This window comes from Streptomyces sp. YIM 130001, from assembly GCF_003574445.1.
In the GTDB taxonomy this organism is placed as follows: domain Bacteria; phylum Actinomycetota; class Actinomycetes; order Streptomycetales; family Streptomycetaceae; genus Streptomyces.
Genome location: NZ_KZ984565.1, coordinates 136,715 through 154,052, shown reverse-complemented (window position 1 = coordinate 154,052; position 17,338 = coordinate 136,715). Strand labels below are relative to the sequence as shown.

Genomic DNA, 17,338 nt, shown 5'->3' with positions numbered 1-17,338 from the left:
GTCCTCTCGCTTGGTGCAGAGACGCACTGGGTGCCGGGCCGTGACGGGCTCGGGCACGCGGGTCGCACTCGCCGCCGGAGCGGAGCGTTCTGTGCGACCCCCCCCTGTGGCGAAGGGCTGTCGGAGGCCGCGATATCTGATGTACCGTCAGATTCATGGCCGATCACCCCGCAGCAGCCGGGCCCGCGCCCGCTCCCTCCGCCACTGCCTACCTACGCGCCCCGGGCCGTCGCGTCGCGGTCGCCGGGATCGCGCTCTCCGACTGCGGCCGGGTCGACGACGCCACCCCCTACCAGCTGCACGCTCAGGCCGCCCGGCGGGCGCTGGCCGACTCGGGGCTCGACCGTTCCGTGATCGACGGCTTCGCCTCCGCGGGGCTCGGCACGCTCGCGCCGGTCGAGGTCGCCGAGTACCTGGGCCTCAAGCCCACCTGGGTCGACTCGACCTCGGTCGGCGGCTCCACCTGGGAGGTGATGGCGGCCCACGCGGCCGACGCGATCGCCGCAGGCCACGCCAAGGCCGTCCTGCTCGTCTACGGATCCACCGCCCGCGCCGACATCAGGGCCGGCCGCCGCACCTCGAACCTGTCCTTCGGCGCCCGCGGCCCCCTGCAGTTCGAAGTCCCGTACGGGCACACCCTGATAGCCAAGTACGCGATGGCGGCCCGCCGCCACCAGCACGCCTACGGGACGACGCTGGAGCAGCTCGCCCAGGTCGCCGTACAGGCCCGGGCCAACGCCGCGCACAACCCGGACGCGATGTACCGGAACCCGATCACCGTCGACGAGGTGCTGTCCGGGCCGATGATCGCCGACCCGTTCACCAAACTGCACTGCTGCATCCGCAGCGACGGCGGCGCCGCGGTCCTCCTGGTCTCCGAGGAACTCGCTGCGGACTGCGCGAAGGACCCGGTCTGGGTGCTCGGCAGTGGCGAGCACGTCTCGCACACCACCATGTCGGAGTGGGACGACTTCACCGTCTCGCCCGCGGCGGTCAGCGGCCGGCTCGCCTTCGAACGCGCCGGCGTGCGTCCCGACGAGATCGACCTCGCCGAGCTGTACGACGCCTTCACGTACATGACGCTGGTGACTCTGGAGGATCTCGGGTTCTGTCCGAAGGGCGAGGGCGGGGCGTTCGTGGAGAAGGGCCGGCTGCTGCGCGACGGCGACTTCCCGGTGAACACCGACGGCGGCGGTCTATCGGCCCAACATCCTGGCATGCGCGGCCTGTTCCTCCTCGTGGAGGCGGTGCGTCAGCTGCGCGGAGAGGCGGGCGACGGCCAGGTCACCAAGGCGGGCGGACGGCTTCCCCGACTCGCCGTCGCCTCCGGCACGGGCGGGTGGTTCTGCTCCTCGGGGACGCTGGTACTGGGACGCGGGTGAGCCGCATGAGCGCGGGCGGCCGGTACGGCTGCGCCGGCAGCCCGTACGGGTGAAGTCCCCGGACGGCCGGAATGGTCGCGGCCCGACGGGAGTTCACGGCACAGGCGCTTCGCCCGCCGTGTCCGCGGCCGGGCGGCCTCCGTATCCGCTGCCGTACCGAAGGAGACTCCCGTGGCACTGACACGCGACGAACGCGAGCAGTTCCTCGCCGAACCGCACATCGCCGCGCTCGCGGTGGACGCCGGCGAGGGCCGGGCGCCGCTCACCGTGCCGATCTGGTACCAGTACGAGCCGGGCGGCGACGCCTGGATCCTGACCGGCGCCGACTCGCGCAAGGCCCGACTCATCGCCGACGCGGGCCGGTTCAGCCTCATGGTCGAGCGCCTGGACCCGACGATCCGGTACGTGTCGGTGGAGGGCCCGGTCATCTCCACGCAACCGGCGACGCGGGAACTCCTCGAGGAGGTCTCGGCTCGCTACCTGCCGGCGGAAAAGGTCCAGGGTTACGTCGACTTCGCCTGGCGGGAGCACGGCGAGCAGGTCGTGATCCGGCTGCGCCCGCAGCGCTGGGTCGCCTCGGATCTGGGACAGGTCTGAGACACGGGTGCCCCGGCCCGGGGCTTCCGAGGGTGGTGCGCCCGGCCTAGGCTCGGGGTCGGCGTGCGAGTGACGCGCGGCCGTGGCACGGGGGCGAGGCAAGTGCGGGGGACGTTGCTGGACGGCCGGTACCGGCTGGGGGAACCCATCGGCGCGGGCGGCATGGGCGAGGTGTGGCGAGCCCGGGACGAGGAACTGGGCCGCGAGGTCGCGGTCAAGATCTTCGCCCCGGCCGGCGACGTCGTGGGTCCCGAGCGGGACGAGTTGCTCGCCCGCTTCCGCCGTGAAGCCCGGGCCGCCGCCGCGCTGAGCAGCCCGCACATCGTCACCGTCTTCGACCACGGCACCGGCCGCACCCAGGACGCCGCCGGCGCCGATATCCCGTACCTGGTCATGGAGTTGCTCCCCGGGCGCTCCTTCCAGGAAGCGCTGCGCGAGGAAGGGCGCATCCCCCTCGTCACCGCCCTGGAATGGACCGAACAGGTCTGCACGGCCTTGCAGGTCGCCCACACGGCGGGTGTGATCCACCGGGACATCAAGCCGGGCAACCTGATGGTCGGGCCCGAAGGCCGCGTCCAGGTACTCGACTTCGGCATCGCCACCTTCCTCGACGGCCTCGAGGCGGCCTCGCGCCTGACCCGCACCGGCCAGAGCCCGCTCGGCAGCGTTCTGTACATGGCGCCGGAGCAGTTCCGGATGGAGCGCGGGGACGGCCGGATCGACCTCTACGCACTCGGCTGCGTGCTGTACGAACTGCTCGTCGGTCGGCCGCCGTTCGTGGGACCGTCGGCCGGCGTCATGTACAACCACCTCAACGACAAGCCGCTGCTGCCGAGCCGGGCGCGCCCTGAACTCCCGCACTCCGTGGACCAGTTGGTCCTCGCTCTGATGACCAAGGTTCCACAGGACCGGCCCGCGGACGCGGCGGAGGCGCGGGCGCGCGTGCGTGCGGCGCTGGAGCTCGTCCGTGCGGCGGAGGAGGCGGAGACCGCCGCCGAGCCGCCCACCGTACGCAAGCCACCTACGCCGAGCCCGGCGCCCGACCCGGCCCCTGGCCCCGCCCCGGACCCAGCGCCTCCCCCAGCCCCTCCCGCCGTACAGCCGCCTCCTGAAGCTGCCCGTCGGCGGCCCGCACGGTCCGGCCTGAGCGCCGTCGAGCGCAAGCGGCGGCACAACGAAGCGCTGCGCGCCGCTCCGCGCCTTCGCGAGGAACGCGGCGTCGACGCGCGACGCATCCGCCGCGTACGCCGCCACGACGCGACGGCGCAGGACCCCGAGCCCTACGTACAGCAGCGGGAGGGGCGCAAGGACAGCCCCGTCATGTCCACGCTCTTCGTCGCGGCGATGGCCGCCCTGCTGTTCGCGCCGCAGGTCTTCGACCACATGAACCGCGACGACCGCGACGGGAGCGCGCGGAGCGGCAGCAGCCAGGAGGACGCGGCCTCGGACTCCGAAGCCGGTTCCGGTCCGGGGTCCGGAAAGGGCGCGAGCGGCCCGTACACCGTCGCCGTCGTCACCAGCGCGCACGGCGCCCCGCGGCAGTCGCTGGTGGCCGAGCGGTTGACGAAGGACGTGCCGCGGCACCTCCGGCCGGAGATCGTGGTGAAGCAGGTGGATTCGGCCGAGGAGCGGGCCGAGGTGACGCAGGAGCTCGCGGAGTATCCGAACCTGCTCGCCGTGGTCGGCGAGACCACCCCGAACATGCTCGAGCAGCTCCGCACCCCGGTCGTCAGCACCTGCCACGTGGCGGCCCAACCGGTCCCGCGCGACGACGAGTCCGTGGTGTCACTGGGGCCCGACGCCGTCGAACAGGGCGAGGAACTGGCGACGTACCTCGAGGAGACGGTGAAGTCGCGCCGGCTCCTGGTCGTCTCGGACCGGGACGAGCCCGCGGACCAGGACGACGCGGAGCACACCACCGGCGTCGGGGGCTATCTGCTGCGGGCGTACGACAACGCGGCGGGCCTGAGCGCGCTCTGGGCGTCGGACCGCGAGGCCCGCGGCCCGGCGCCGGGCGTCGGGCAGCTCCTCGACGAGGTACGGCCGGACGCGGTCGTCGTCGACGCGCCGCAGGAGCGGGCCGAGGAGGCCGCGGAAGCGCTGGACGAGGCCGGTTTCCAGGGCACGATGCTGCTGGTCGACCGGCACGACGCCGCCGGACACTGCTCGGACGCCGCCGAGCCGGTAGCCACGGCCGTGCCCGCCGGCACCCTGCGGGTTCGCGCGGTGTCCCGTGCCGTGGACGGCACGGTCTGCGGCACGGCGGCGGAAGCCTTCTGCCATTGGGCCCGTGAACTGCCCGAACGGCGTGGCGCCGTCGAGGAGTACCAGGCCGCGACCTTGCTGGCGGCAGCCCTGAACAGCTCCGAGGCGGTCACCGACGAGCAGTCGGTCACGAAGGCCAGGGAGTCCCTGAAGTGGTCGCTCGACCACGGATCGGTGGTGAGCCCCGAGGGCACGTACAAGGAGAAGCACACCTACGCTCCCGGCCTGCGCCCGCTCTGGCTCGACCGGCTCGGAACGGGCGACAAGTGGCAGCAGGTGGGGCTGCTGACCAAGGGGGATTCGTAGCGACGCCCGGGGAAACCGGGAAACCGGGACACAGGTGTACGGATACACGGATACACGGGGACGCACGGAGATATACGGGGATACACGGGGGACACAGCATGACGGAGACATGGCGGACAGCCCGCCGACCATCCCGCGGCCGGCCGGCCGTCGCGGCGCTGGCCGGGCTGACCGCGCTGCTGACGGCGGTGACCGGCTGCACGAGCGGCGGCAGCGACGAACGGGCAGGACTGCCGGACGGAGAGAAGGCACCACGGCCCGTCTCGTACGCCGACGACGCGCTGTGGACGGGGCGCGACCTCGGCCTGAACCGTACGGTCGGCGCGGTGCTGCGGGGCCGCACCGCGGTCGTCGTGGGAGACACCGGGGCGCACCGCAGCCGGCTGGCCGTCGCGGACGCGGAGACCGGCGAGCTGCGCTGGTACGCGGACGGCGGCGACCGGCTGCGCGGCGGCTCGGGCGCGGTGGTGGCGGGCGAGCACGAGGGCTTCCTGGCACGTCAGTTGCGGGACACGGACGGCCGTCCGGTGCTGCTGGAGGACGCGGACGACGGGCCCCTGGTGCTCGTTCCGTACTCCGAGGAGCGGGCGAACGGCGAGGAGCGGACCCGCGGCCCTGTCACTGGGGGACGGCCAGGTCCGCTGGAAGCGGCCGCTGCTCACCCCGAAGTCCGGCGACGCGGGGGACGAGGTCCGCGACCAGATCCTCACCCTGCTCGACGCGGGCGGCGGCACGGTTCTCGTGGGCGTCGGGGCGGACCGGAAGGCGGCCGTACGGACCGTCGCCCTGCGGGCCTCGGACGGCGAGGTCCGCTGGGAGTACGACGGCGAGGGCTCGGCCGCGTGGGCGTACCGCCTGGCCGGGGACACGGTGCTCGGCTCGTCCGGGAACACCGAGGGGCCGCCCTGGGACGACGAGTCGGAGGGCGAGGCGGTGCTGGCCCTCGACGCGCGGACCGGCAAGCGGAAGTGGGACCTGAGTGACCGCTACGACACCTCCCATCTCCAGGCCGCGACGCCGGGGCGGGCCGTACTGGTGACCAGGGGCGGCAGCGGCAGCGGCTCCGACGCGCTGTCCCGGGTGGTGGTCGTCGACACCCGTACCGGGCGTGAACTGCAGGAGCTGGACAGCAAGTTCCGTACCTGCAGGTCCGACGGCACCTCGCTGATCGGCTGCATCGACACGGGCGACGGCTCGCTGACCACGCTGCGTACGACCGCGCCCGGCGGGACGAACGGCGAGGGCGCAAAGGACGGCAAGGACGGCGGGGGCGGCGGGGGCGGCGGGGGCGGCAAGGAGAAGGTGAAGCTCGCGGCCGCCGAGGCGGAGCGCAAGCCGGTCGACGGCGGGGACGGCGCCTCGTACAGCCTGGACGCCGTGCACAAGGACCGGCTGTACGTGAGCGGCGGCAAGGGCATCGGCGAGAAGGGGTACCGGCACGCGGCAGCGGACCGTGCGGGAAACGTCCTGCGGGACGAACTGCCGGGCGAGGCCGTGGCGTTCACGTCCCGACACACCGCCTTCCTGACCCGGCCGCCCCGGCAGGACACGGCGACCGAAGCCCGCGACCTGGCCATGCACCGCACGGCGACCGGCGACCACGAGCCCCCCGGCCCTCGCAAGGAGCGTGGCCCGGACGTGCCGCCGGTGCGGCACGGCGACCGGTCACTGTGGTCGGTGGGCGCGGGCCGCGACGGACTCCCGGCAGGCCTCCCGAAGGGTGCGCGGGACAGCGGTCTCGGCACGCTGCAGCGCGTGGACCTGGTCGGCGGAGTTCTCACCTACGCCGGCGAGCTGCGCGAGGACGACGACACCTACCGCCTCGTGGTGGCAGAGCCGGGCACCGGCGAGGAACGCTGGCACCGGGACACCGGCAAGGACCTGGGCGAAGGACTGCGGTTGGCAGGGAACCTGGCGGTCCGCTCGCACGTCGTCGGCGGCGAACTCGTCGTCGAGTACCGGAAGAAAGGCCCCGGCGAGGAGGGCGTCGCGGGCCTCTCGCTCCGCGACGGGAAGCTGAAGTGGAAGATCCGGCTCTCCGACGGGGATTCGGAGTACGCCGAGCTCCGGGGCATCTCGGGACGCACGGTGATCACCACGCTGACCACCTACCCGGACAGCGGCCCCGGCCCCGACCGGGTCCGCACTCGCGCCCACGACACCAGGACCGGACGCGAACTCTGGGACGCCGAGGGCCTCGAGGCGCAGGGCGTCACCGGGAAGCTGGTCGTCGCCGATCGGGCGGCCGACGGCCGGAGCAAGGTCGGGCCCGAGGGCGAGGGCGCCGGTTCCGTCGTCGGTGTCGGCGTGCGCGACGGACGGCGGAAGTGGTCGTACGAGCCGCAAGAGGCAGGCGCTCAGGCCCGGTCGGTGTCGGAGCGTGCGGTGGTGGCCGGCCTGGGCGCGGACGGCGCGGACGGCTCCGTGGTGCTCGCCCCGGACAGCGGTCGGCGTCTCACCCGTACGCTCACGCCGCTGCTGGGCTGCGACGGCGGCGAGCACGTGCGAGGGAAGACCACGCTGGTGGTGTGTACGGCCGGACGAACGGTCGGGGTGCCCGCCAATCGTTTCCCGGTGACCGTCGAGATCCCCGCCGCCGGCCGGAAGGCCACTCTGCGCTCACTGCCCGGACTCGCCGGGCTCGACGGGTACGGCGCGACGGGTCGGTGGATGGTGGCGGCCACGTCCCGGAACGACAAGGAGGTGTTCCACGCCTACGACGCCCACGGCCGACGCCTCGGCAAGGCCCTGCCGGGACGACTCCACGCGGCGGACGGGCGGTACGCGGTCTTCACCCGGGGCGACATCGGCCTCGAACCGCTCGGCCCTGGATCGGGCTTCGAGGTACGGGAGTTGACCGGGCGGGGGTGACGCACGCGGGGGTGGTCACGGGCGGGTACGTGCCCTTCGCGACCCGACCCCGCCCGCACCGCCCCAGCGCCCCACCGGCTCAGCGGCTCAGCGGCTCAGCGGCTCAGCGGCTCACGTGCGGTTTCATGTCCCCATGGACCAGGACACACCCCGCACCCCCGCCGGCTCCCCGCACCACCCGGATGCCGCACCGCTCGACGACAGGCCACTCGACGACGGACCGCGCGACGACGGACCGGCGAAGTTCCGCCGGCTGCTGCGCGAACAGCGCGTATGGGACACGCAGTTGCCGGATTTCGACCCGGCGACCGCACCGGCGGATCCCGTCGTGCTCTTCCACACCTGGTTCGCCGAGGCCGTCGCCGCCGGTCAGACCGAGCCGCACACCATGGGCCTGGCGACCGCGGACGCGTCCGGCCGGCCCGATGTCCGTACGGTGATGCTGCACGACGCGGACGAACACGGCTGGCACTTCGCCACCCACACGGGCAGCCGCAAGGGCAGCCAGCTCGCCGAGCGCCCCGAGGCCGCCCTGCACTTCTACTGGCCGGCCCAGGCACGGCAGATCCGCGTCCGCGGCCGGGTCACGGCCGCGCCGCACGCCGAGGCGCTCGCCGATCTGCACGCCCGGTCGACAGGCGCTCTGGCCGCCGCCCTCGTCGGCCGTCAGAGCGAAGTGCTCGGCTCCCAGGACGAGTTGAAGCAGGCCTCCGAGGCCGCCTGGCAGCACGCACAGAGCCATCCGACAGCCGAGGTCGCCACCTGGACGCTGTACGTGCTGTCGCCCGACGAGCTCGAGTTCTTCCAGGGCGACGCCCGGCGGCGCCACATCCGCCTCACGTACTCCCGTACCGCGGAGGGAAGTTGGCAACGCGGACTGCTGTGGCCGTAGAAAGGCACCCGCAGGGCATCCGCATCACCCCAGCCACACCCCGTCCCGCATGACGACCCTCCCGCGGAGCTCCGGCTCCCCACGCCAGGCGCGCACCGTACGAGGCTCCACCCGCAGATACACGAAGGCCCCCTCCTCCCTGCGCGGATCCCAGCCGAACTTGCCCGCGAACGCGTCCGCGGGGGCCGCCGGCACCTCCCGCGCACCGTGACACTCCGCCGCCCCCTGCAGCAGCACCACGTCGAACGTGTCCGGCAACCCCAGGCGCACCCGCGGCTCCTCTCGTACGTTGCGCGCGGTCGCGGAGGCCGCGCCGGTGCACATCCACACCGCCCGCCCGTCCCACAGGAACCACAACGGCACCTGGTGCGGCCCGTGTTCGGGATGGGACGTCGACACCCACAGGTCGCGCTCCGCACCGAGCCGTTCCAGGGTGTCGCGCCTGCGCTCCGCCGGGCTCCGCCCGACGCTCTGCGTACTGTGCATGGGCGCCGACCCTAGCCAGCCCGCCCGCGCCCCACATCGGGCGCGGGTCCTAGGGCTCCGGACGGGGGTGCCGGAGGCAGGCCGGCTCCCTGACCAGGCCGGCCGGTGTCACCCCTCGCCGCCGGTGAAGGCGATGACCGCGAAGTCACGGACGGGACGGTAACCGAGGCGCTGATACAGGCCGTTGGAGGTCGGATTGGCGAGGTCCGTGAAGAGCAGCACCTCGTCCGCGCCGGTGGCCCGCGCCTCCCGGCTGATCTCGGCGGTGACGGCGCCGGCGTATCCGCGGCCGCGGAGTTCGTGCGGGGTGTAGACGGGCGCGATACGGACCTGGCCGGCGCTCTCCCGGGTACGGCCCGCCATGGCGAGCGGCTCCGGGTCGCCGGAGTCATCGGCGGGTTCGCTCTCCCAGAGGGCGAGCCCGCCGTACGCGAGCCGCCGGTCGACCCACTCCCCCGGGTCGGTGGTGTCGGCGTGCCCCGCGCTCTGGGCGAACTCCGTGTACCAGCGCATCAGAATTCCCCGGTCGGCCCGGGTGGCGGTCCTGGCTCGGCCGGGCGGCGCGGGCATCGGCGGGGTGAGTGTCTCCAGCCGGTAGAGACGCTGATGGAAGTGCAGTTCCCAGCCGCCGCCGGTCTGTTCGCACCAGGCGGCCGCGAAAGCCTCGGCGGTCTCGAACACCCCGGAGACACCGGCGAGTTCCTGCCCCTGCAGATGCCCCGCCAGATCCACGGCCGCCTCGGCGCTCACGGCGCTCAGCTGCGCGGGCCGCGGCGGCGTCCACAGGAACGCCCCGATCACGTCCCCGGCGTCATCGGTCAGATCGGCGAACAACGGCGCCCGGTCCCCGTAAGCGTCCAGCCCTTCGGTCCGCAGCTTGTCCGCGGCGCTGAGCAGCACGGTGTGCAGCGCTGGATCTGCCGCGAGAAAGGCTTCCGCCCGCCCGAGAAACACCTCCGGATCCCCGGTGAAGTGCCATTGCCCCCCGCCCGGCTTCGCCCCACCACCCTGCTGTCGTCCGTCACCCGGCTGCTGTCGCGCGTACGAGTCCATACCTGATGATCCCCGGCGCACAGGCTCGATGCACAGCCCTTTCGCCTCGAAGGGACGACACTTTCGGCTCGACGGCTCGACGGCCCGACGGCTCGGCGGGACGACGGGACGACGGCTCGGCGGGACGACGGCTCGACGGCTCGGCGGGACGACGGCTCGGCGGGACGACGGCTCGGCGGGACGACGGCTCGGCGGCTCGGCGGGACGACGGCTCGGCGGGACGACGGCTCGGCGGGACGACGGCTCGGCGGGACGACGGCTCGGCGGCTCGGCGGGACGACGGCTCGGCGGCTCGGCGGGACGACGGCTCGGCGGCTCGGCGGCTCGGCGGCTCGGCGGGACGGCGGGACGGCGGGACGGCGAAGGCACGTCGCCCGCCGTCGGCCCGGGCGGCCCTCACTCCCCCGGCATCGGTACGACCTCCTCGGGCGCGGGCAGTCCCGCGTCCGGCTCGGCCACGACGGCCAGAGACCAGAAGAACAGGGCCAGGCCCATCGCTCCGGGGTCGGGTGCGCCCACAGCCCGTTCGCCCACATACGCCGCCCGCCCCCGCCGCGCCCGGATCGCCGCGGTGCCGACCGCCCCGGCGATCGCGGCCTCCGCCACGTCCGCGTAGGAACGTCCCGCGGCGAGCGCGTCCCGGGCCGGGACCAGGGCGTCGACCATGGTGCGGTCGCCCGGCTCGGCCTCGCCCACCCGCTGGACGGCGGCGAGCCCTTCCCGTACACCGCCTGCCCAGTCGTCCTCGGCCGCGGAGAGGGCGCGGGTGAGTTCCTGGAAGAGCAGTCCGATGAGCGGGCCGCTCGTGCCGCCGACCCGATCGAGGAAGACCGCGGCGGCTACGGCCGTCGCGGGCTCGACCGGGCGTGCCTCGACCGCCGCGACGGCCCAGTCGAGGCCCTCGCACAGGTTGTCGCCGAAGTCCCCGTCGCCGGAGAGCTGGTCGAGGGCGGTGAGCGCCGGGTGCGCGGCGCGGGCCGCCCGGGCGTAGGTGGTGAGTACGGCGGTCTGGTCGACGGTCATCGGGGCAGCTCCTGACGCGGGAAGGCGGGGGTGTGGGAGGGCGCGTCCCACCAGGTGAGCCAGCCGGGCCTGAGCGCCGTCACGGTGACGGAGAAGCCACTCATGTCCAGGGCGGGTACGTAACTGCCGACCAGCCGGCCCGCGACGGTCGCACCACGCTTGTCGAGCAGCCCGGCCACCGTCTCGTGCACGGCGTACAGCTCGAGAAGCGTGGTGGCGCCCAGGCCGTTGACGAAGAGGATCACGCCGTCGTCGTTGGTGGCGGGCAGCGCGTCGAGCACCTGCCCGGTCATCCGCTCGACGAGATCGTCGAACGAGGGCCTGGGCACCGTGACCTGGGCCCTCTCCCCGTGAATGCCGACGCCGTACTCCACGTCGCCCGGGGCGAGTTCGAAGGCGGTGCCGCCCCGCGCGGGCGAGGTCTGGGCTCGCCCGGCAACCGCCACACTGCGCGATGCGGCCACGAACTCCGCGCCCAGAGCGGCGAGTTCATCGATTCCGAGGCCCGAGTCGGCAGCGCCACCGAGGAGTTTCTCGACGACGGCTGTGGCGCCGGTGCCCCGCCGGCCGGTCGCCGTCTCGTCGCTCTCGGTGGCGAGGTCGTCGTCGACGAGGACGCGGCGCACCGGGATGCCGTCGGCACGCAGCCGCTCCGCGGCGATGCCGAAGTTGATGCGGTCGCCGGTGTAGTTCTTCACCACGTGCAGCACACCGTCCGGGCCGGCCGCGTGCCGACTGGCCTCGTACACCTGCCGGTTGTGCGGGGAGGCGAAGATCCGGCCGGGTGCGGCGGCGTCCAGCATGCCGCGCCCGACGAACCCCGCGTGCAGCGGTTCGTGGCCGGATCCGCCGCCGGACACCAGGCCCACCCGCCGGTCCGGATGGCGGTGGACGGCCGTGACGTGGAGCGGGTCCTCGTGCAGGGTGACGAGGCCGGGGTGGGCGCGGGCGAAACCGCGCAGTGCGATGTCGACCGGTTCGGCGGCCGGAAGGAAGAGTTGGTTCATCGGGCATCAGCCGTTTCGTCGTCGTCCGGGAGGAGGGGCAGGCTCATCGGGGGGTGGCCGTCGCGTCGGCCTTGTCCACGGTGGTGCCCGGCAGTTCCCCGCCGTGTTCGGGGGCCTCACCGGCGCGCAGCCGGGAGGCGGCGGCGCTGGAGATCAGGGCCACACCGACGCAGTAGACGATGAGCCAGGCCCAGTGGCCGTCGCCGACGGTGAGGAGCGCGGTGCCGATGAGCGGGGAGAGTCCGCCGCCGAGGGTCGCGCCGATCTGCTGGGTGACGGACAGTCCCGTGTACCGGACGTTGACCGGGTAGAGGTTGGCGAACAGAGCGCCCTGGGCGCCGTACATCATCGCGTGCCCGACACCGAGGCCGAGCGTCATGCCGAGGGTGTACGCCCAGAAGTTCCCGGTCTCCATGAGCAGGAAGAACGGGACGGCGAGCACGGCCTGGAAGAGCGCGCCGGCCACGTAGACCTTGCGTCGGCCGATGCGGTCGGACAGGGCGCCGAAGTACGGCAGCGTTCCGCATTCGACCGCGCAGGCGATGAGCACGGCGAGCAGTACCGGTCCCTTGTCCAGGTCGAGTTCGGCGGTCACGTAGGTGATCGCGACGACGTAGTAGATGTTGAACAGTCCGCTCTCGGCGACCTTCGCCAGGATGGACATGACCACCGTGACGGGCTTGCGGGTGATCACCTCGCGCACGGGCAGGCTCTGCACCTCGCGTTCGGCGCGCATCTTCACGAACTCGGGGCTCTCGGTGACGTTCAGACGCATCCAGATGCCGACGCCGACCAGCAGGATGCTGGCGAGGAACGGCAGCCGCCACGCCCAGTCGTCGTAGGCACCGGCGGGCAGCGTGCTGTCGAGCACGGTGACGAGTCCGACCGGGATGAGCACACCGGCCGGGGTGCCGATGTGCACCAGGGAGGTGAAGAATCCCTGCCTCTCGCGCGGGCTGTACTCGAGGGCCATCAGCAGTCCGCCGCCGTACTCACCGCCCATGCCGAGTCCCTGGATCAGGCGGATCAGGACGAGCAGGATCGGGGCGGCGATGCCGATGGAGTCGTAGCTGGGGAGCAGGCCGATGGCGAAGGTGCCGATGCCCATCATCAGCATGGTGATGATCAGGACGTTCTTCCGGCCGAGTCGGTCTCCGAAGTGACCGAAGATGATGCCGCCGAGCGGCCGGGCCGCGTAGCCGACGAAGTAGGTGGCGAAGGCGGCGAGGGTACCGATCAGCGGTGAGGCGTCGGGGAAGAAGATCTTGTCGAACACGAGGGCGGCCGTGGTCGCGTACAACGTGAAGTCGTAGTACTCGACGGTCGTGCCGAGAGCGCTGGCCGTGACGACCTTGCGCAGCGACCGTTGCGATGCTGCCTGATCGTTGGCGGTACTGGACATGCTCGCTCCATTGCGGTGGCGGCTCTGGCAGACGGTGCGGCGGACAAGGTCCGGCGTCTGCGGAGGAGGGCTGCAGTCCGGGGCTGTCGTCCTGCCCGGTCGGGGAAGCCCGTGCTAGCATCTGATGCATCAGACATTACATCCGCATCCTGGGTGCGGCAATACCGGCAATCGCCCAATCCGCGGCGGCTGCCCGGAGGAGGAATCCGATGAAGGAGATCCAGCTCGAGGGCATGATCTCGACGGTCGTCACTCCCTTCGACGAGAACGACGCCGTCGACCTCGACCTGCTGCGCGGCGAGGTCAAGTACCTCCTCGACCAGGGCATCACCGCGATCTGCGCCTGCGGAAGCACCGGCGAGGGCCACACCCTCTCCCTCGAGGAGAGCGTCGCCATCTGCGAGGTCGTCGTGGACGAGGTCGCCGGCCGGGTGCCGGTCATCGGCGGGGTCATCCAGAACTCCACCGCCCAGGCCAAGCGCTACTCGATCGCCCTCAAGGAAGCCGGCGTCGACGCTCTCCAGGTCACGCCGGTGCACTACGTCTTCGCGCCGTCCCCCGAGGAGACCGTCGCCCACTACCGCGAGATCGGCGAGGCCACCGACCTGCCGATCGTGCTCTACAACGTGGTCCCGTGGGCGCTGGTCCCTGTCGGGACGATCGAGATGCTCCGCGAGGTCCCCCAGGTCGTCGCGGTCAAGCAGTCCGGTGGCGACATCCACCTGCTCGCCGATCTGCTGCACCGCGTGCGCGACCGGTTCACGATCCTCGCCGCACTCGACGACCTGCACTACCCGGCCTTCGTGATGGGCGCGCACGGAGCCCTCGCCGCCATCCCGACCGTCACCCCCCGGCTCAGCGTCGAGCTCTGGGACGCGGTCAAGGCGGGCGATCACACCAAGGCGCTGGAGCTGCACGAACGCATCCTGACGGTGTGGCGCGCGATCGACGCACCCAACCTGCCGGCCACGCTCAAGGCGGCCCTCGAACTGCTCGGCCGTTCGCCCGGCCTGCCCCGGCGGCCCTTCGCCCCCGCCACGGAGGCCGAGCGGGAGAGGATCCGCGCCGCGCTGAGGAAGGCTAATCTGATCGACCGGACCTGAAGTCCTCGCGGGCAGGCACGACGAAGCAGAAGCAGTAGCCCTCGCGGGACGGTGGAAGTCCCCGAGGGAACCAGAGGAGAGAAGCGTCATGACCTCACCGGCCGGCGTACGTCACGGCCAGTCCCTCGTGGTCGAGTCCATCGCCGAACAGCTCTACCGGATCCTCTGCGAGCGCATCACGACGGGCGGCTACGCCCCCGGCTCCCGGCTCGATCCGCAGGCCATCGCCAAGGAGTTCGGCGTGTCGCGCACCCCGGTGCGCGACACCCTCTCCCGGCTCGAGCACGACCGGCTGATCGAGACGCGGCCGCGGTCGGGCACCTTCGTCACCCGGCCGAGCAGGCAGGACGTCCACGAGGTGTGCCAGGTCCGCAAGGGCCTCGAATGGCTCGCCACCGGCGTCGCCGCCGAGAAGATGCCGTCGAACCAGATCGCCGATCTGCGCGCCGAGGCGGTCGCGGCGCTCGAGTCCGCCGAGAAGGGCGACTACGAGCCGTTCTTCCTCAGCGACACCCGCATCCACCGCGAGATCGTCGCCGTCACCGGCAACAGCCGGCTGGTCTCCGCCCGCGAGTCCGTCGAACCGTTCGTCTACTGGCTGCGGGTGCTCGGCGCGACAGGCCGGCACCGGCTGGCCGGATCCACCCGCCGCCACCTCGAGATCCTCGACGCGATGGCTGCCCGCGACGTGAACGCGGCACGGGCAGCGGCCGAGACACACCTTGTCGAGGTCGAGGAATGGACCCTCGAGGACATGGCGTCCCACGCCATCGTCACCTGAACCGGAACGCCGACGGGGGGCGGAGGGGACGCCCCTGGCGTACCCGCGCCCCGCTGCCTCCCACTCTCGCGCCAGGCCTTCAGGCGCGCCTTCGCCGCGCCTGAACTACCCGTTCCTGTACGCGGGTTGACCCAATCCCCCCCCCGCCGTTCGCGGACACGGCGCGCGTCCGCCCGTGTACCCCGCACCTCATCACCCCCGCAGGAAGCCGTCGGAAACGGAGTTCCACCATGCCCACAGAGCCCGACCACGCCGACACCGACACCCACACCACCGGCGCCCGTCCCGGAGCGGACCTGCCCGAAGACCCGCCGGCCGAGGACGTCCTGGCCGCAGCTCACGCCGCCGCGCGACCCGCGCGTCACTCGTCCCCGGCCGACCGGGCCCAGTGGCTGCGCGCGACCGCCGACGCGCTCGACGCCGCCGCCGACGCCCTGGTGCCGCTCGCCCGCCGCGAGTCCCGACTCCCCCAGGCACGACTGACCGGCGAACTCGCCCGCACCAGCTTCCAGGCCCGGCTCTTCGCCGACCGGCTCGCGTCGGGTGCGCTGACCGACGTGCGGGTGGACCCGGCCGCCCCGGACTGGCCGATGGGCGCCCGACCGGATCTGCGCCGCACCCAGGTGCCGATCGGGCCTGTCCTGGTGTTCGCCGCCGGCAACTTCCCGTTCGCCTTCAGCGTGGCCGGCGGAGACACGGTCAGCGCGCTCGCCGCAGGCTGCCCGGTCGTCGTCAAGGCGCATCCCGGGCACCCCGGACTGTCCCGGCTCACCGCCCGCACCGTACGCACCGCGCTGGACGAAGTCGGTGCACCCGCAGGGCTCTTCGGGCTCATCGAGGGCGAACAGGCGGGCGCGGACGCCGTCCGCGATCCGCGGATCAAGGCCGTCGGCTTCACCGGCTCCACCCACGGCGGCCGCGCGCTCTTCGACCTGGCCGTCTCGCGACCCGACCCGATCCCGTTCTACGGCGAACTGGGCGCCACCAACCCAGTGTTCGTGACCCCCGCGGGCTGGGCGGAGCGCGGCCCCGAGATCGCGGACGGCTTCGCCGGGTCGTACGCGCTCGGCTCCGGTCAGTTCTGCACCCAGCCCGGCGTCGTCCTCGTACCCGACGCAACGCAGTTCCTGGCGGCCGTCCCCGACGCGAGCGCCGGACCGATGCTCAACTCCCGTATCGAGCAGGGCTATCGCGCGGCACTCGACGAGCTGTCGCAACGCCCCGGCGTCACCACCGCGACCCGGTTGCCCGGCGCTGACGGCAACCCCGATGTGGTCCTGTTGCGCACCTCCGCGACGGCCGTGCTCGCCGACCCCTCACTGATCACCACAGAAATCTTCGGTCCGGCCTCTCTCGTCGTCGAGTACGGCTCGGTGGACGAGGCGGCCGCAGTGCTCGGGGCCTATCCCGGCAGTCTCACCGGCACCGTGCAGGCCTCCGACGGGGAGGACGCGGACACCGACGGCATCCGGCTGCTCGACGTACTCGCGGAGCGCGTCGGCCGGGTCGTCTGGAACCAGTGGCCCACCGGCGTCACCGTGAGTGACGCCCAGCAGCACGGCGGTCCGTGGCCGTCCTCGACCGCCCCGACCACCACTTCGGTCGGCACCGCGGCCGTCCGACGTTTCCAGCGGCCGGTCGCCTTCCAGAACGTGCCGGGCACCGTACTTCCCGCCGAACTCCAGGACCCACCGCAGTAGTTCGCCGTCACTGTCCGCCACTGTCCGCCGCTGTCCGGTCATGCCGCCGGCCGGAACACCGGGATCGCGAAGGACTCCTCGTGGCGGAACGTGAGCGTCAGGGCCATGCCGGTGCGGAGGGCGGTCGCCGGGACCTCGACGATCTCCGTCATCATGCGGGGGCCCTCGGCGAGGTCGACGACCGCGGCGACGTACGGCGTGCGGGCGGCGAAGGGGGGCAGGTCGTTGCGGTGGACCGTGGACCAGGTGTAGAGCGTCGCGCGGCCCGAGGCCGGCTCCCAGTCGACCTCGTCGCTCCAGCAGTGCGGGCAGAACTCGCGCGGGTAGTGGTGCGCGCGGTCGCAGGCGCGGCACCGGCGAAGCAGCAGCCGGCCCTCGGTGGCGGCGTCCCAGTAGGCACGGGTGAAGGCGTCGGGCTCCGGGAGGTCGTGGCGTGGGGGTCGGGGTGCGGACGGCTCGGTCGCGGACAC

14 protein-coding genes are annotated in these 17,338 nt (G+C 72.9%); 8 read left to right on the top strand and 6 right to left on the bottom strand.

What is annotated here, in order from left to right; all coding sequences use genetic code 11:
* Positions 1-155: 155 nt before the first annotated feature.
* The 5 genes from DSC45_RS28420 (at position 156) to DSC45_RS28400 (ending at position 8,313) form a co-directional block, all read left to right on the top strand.
* A complete protein-coding gene (locus DSC45_RS28420) occupies positions 156-1,382 on the top strand; it encodes a thiolase C-terminal domain-containing protein (RefSeq protein WP_119294835.1) in 1,227 nt (408 codons plus the stop codon).
* 171 nt (positions 1,383-1,553) lie between these two features.
* Positions 1,554-1,979, top strand: coding sequence for a pyridoxamine 5'-phosphate oxidase family protein (locus tag DSC45_RS28415; RefSeq protein WP_119294834.1), 426 nt, complete (start codon positions 1,554-1,556; stop codon positions 1,977-1,979).
* A 102-nt stretch (positions 1,980-2,081) separates the two neighbouring features.
* Complete coding sequence (locus DSC45_RS28410) at positions 2,082-4,550, top strand: serine/threonine-protein kinase (protein WP_162929370.1); 2,469 nt, start codon at positions 2,082-2,084, stop codon at positions 4,548-4,550.
* A 615-nt stretch (positions 4,551-5,165) separates the two neighbouring features.
* Positions 5,166-7,421, top strand: a complete 2,256-nt coding sequence (locus DSC45_RS28405) for an outer membrane protein assembly factor BamB family protein (RefSeq protein WP_346426685.1) — start codon at positions 5,166-5,168, stop codon at positions 7,419-7,421.
* 133 nt (positions 7,422-7,554) lie between these two features.
* Positions 7,555-8,313 (top strand): pyridoxine/pyridoxamine 5'-phosphate oxidase, encoded by a 759-nt coding sequence (locus DSC45_RS28400; protein WP_119294831.1) that lies wholly within the window; start codon positions 7,555-7,557, stop codon positions 8,311-8,313.
* Between the two features lie 24 nt (positions 8,314-8,337).
* Here the strand turns inward: DSC45_RS28400 and DSC45_RS28395 are convergent, their stop codons facing one another.
* The 5 genes from DSC45_RS28395 to DSC45_RS28375 form a co-directional block, all read right to left on the bottom strand.
* On the bottom strand, positions 8,338-8,799 hold the full coding sequence (locus tag DSC45_RS28395; protein ID WP_119294830.1) for a pyridoxamine 5'-phosphate oxidase family protein: 462 nt from the start codon (positions 8,797-8,799) through the stop codon (positions 8,338-8,340).
* Between the two features lie 108 nt (positions 8,800-8,907).
* A complete protein-coding gene (locus tag DSC45_RS28390) occupies positions 8,908-9,852 on the bottom strand; it encodes a GNAT family N-acetyltransferase (RefSeq protein ID WP_119294829.1) in 945 nt (314 codons plus the stop codon).
* Positions 9,853-10,248: 396 nt separating this feature from the next.
* On the bottom strand, positions 10,249-10,875 hold the full coding sequence (locus DSC45_RS28385; protein WP_119294828.1) for a DAK2 domain-containing protein: 627 nt from the start codon (positions 10,873-10,875) through the stop codon (positions 10,249-10,251).
* The gene (locus DSC45_RS28380; RefSeq protein ID WP_119294827.1) at positions 10,872-11,882 is read right to left on the bottom strand and encodes a dihydroxyacetone kinase subunit DhaK; all 1,011 of its coding nucleotides are present in this window, start codon (positions 11,880-11,882) and stop codon (positions 10,872-10,874) included. Before DSC45_RS28380 ends, DSC45_RS28385 begins: the two co-directional genes overlap by 4 nt.
* A gap of 43 nt (positions 11,883-11,925) precedes the next feature.
* Entirely contained in the window at positions 11,926-13,284 is a 1,359-nt protein-coding gene (locus tag DSC45_RS28375; protein ID WP_119294826.1) for an MFS transporter, read from the bottom strand.
* Positions 13,285-13,493: 209 nt separating this feature from the next.
* On the opposite strand from DSC45_RS28375, the gene DSC45_RS28370 reads away from it, so the two are divergent.
* The 3 genes from DSC45_RS28370 (at position 13,494) to DSC45_RS28360 (ending at position 16,868) form a co-directional block, all read left to right on the top strand.
* A complete protein-coding gene (locus DSC45_RS28370; RefSeq protein ID WP_119294825.1) occupies positions 13,494-14,387 on the top strand; it encodes a dihydrodipicolinate synthase family protein in 894 nt (297 codons plus the stop codon).
* A gap of 88 nt (positions 14,388-14,475) precedes the next feature.
* Positions 14,476-15,168, top strand: coding sequence for a GntR family transcriptional regulator (locus tag DSC45_RS28365; RefSeq protein WP_119294824.1), 693 nt, complete (start codon positions 14,476-14,478; stop codon positions 15,166-15,168).
* A 230-nt stretch (positions 15,169-15,398) separates the two neighbouring features.
* Entirely contained in the window at positions 15,399-16,868 is a 1,470-nt protein-coding gene (locus tag DSC45_RS28360; protein WP_119294823.1) for an aldehyde dehydrogenase (NADP(+)), read from the top strand.
* Positions 16,869-16,906: 38 nt separating this feature from the next.
* Here the strand turns inward: DSC45_RS28360 and DSC45_RS28355 are convergent, their stop codons facing one another.
* A complete protein-coding gene (locus DSC45_RS28355) occupies positions 16,907-17,338 on the bottom strand; it encodes a Zn-ribbon domain-containing OB-fold protein (protein WP_119294822.1) in 432 nt (143 codons plus the stop codon).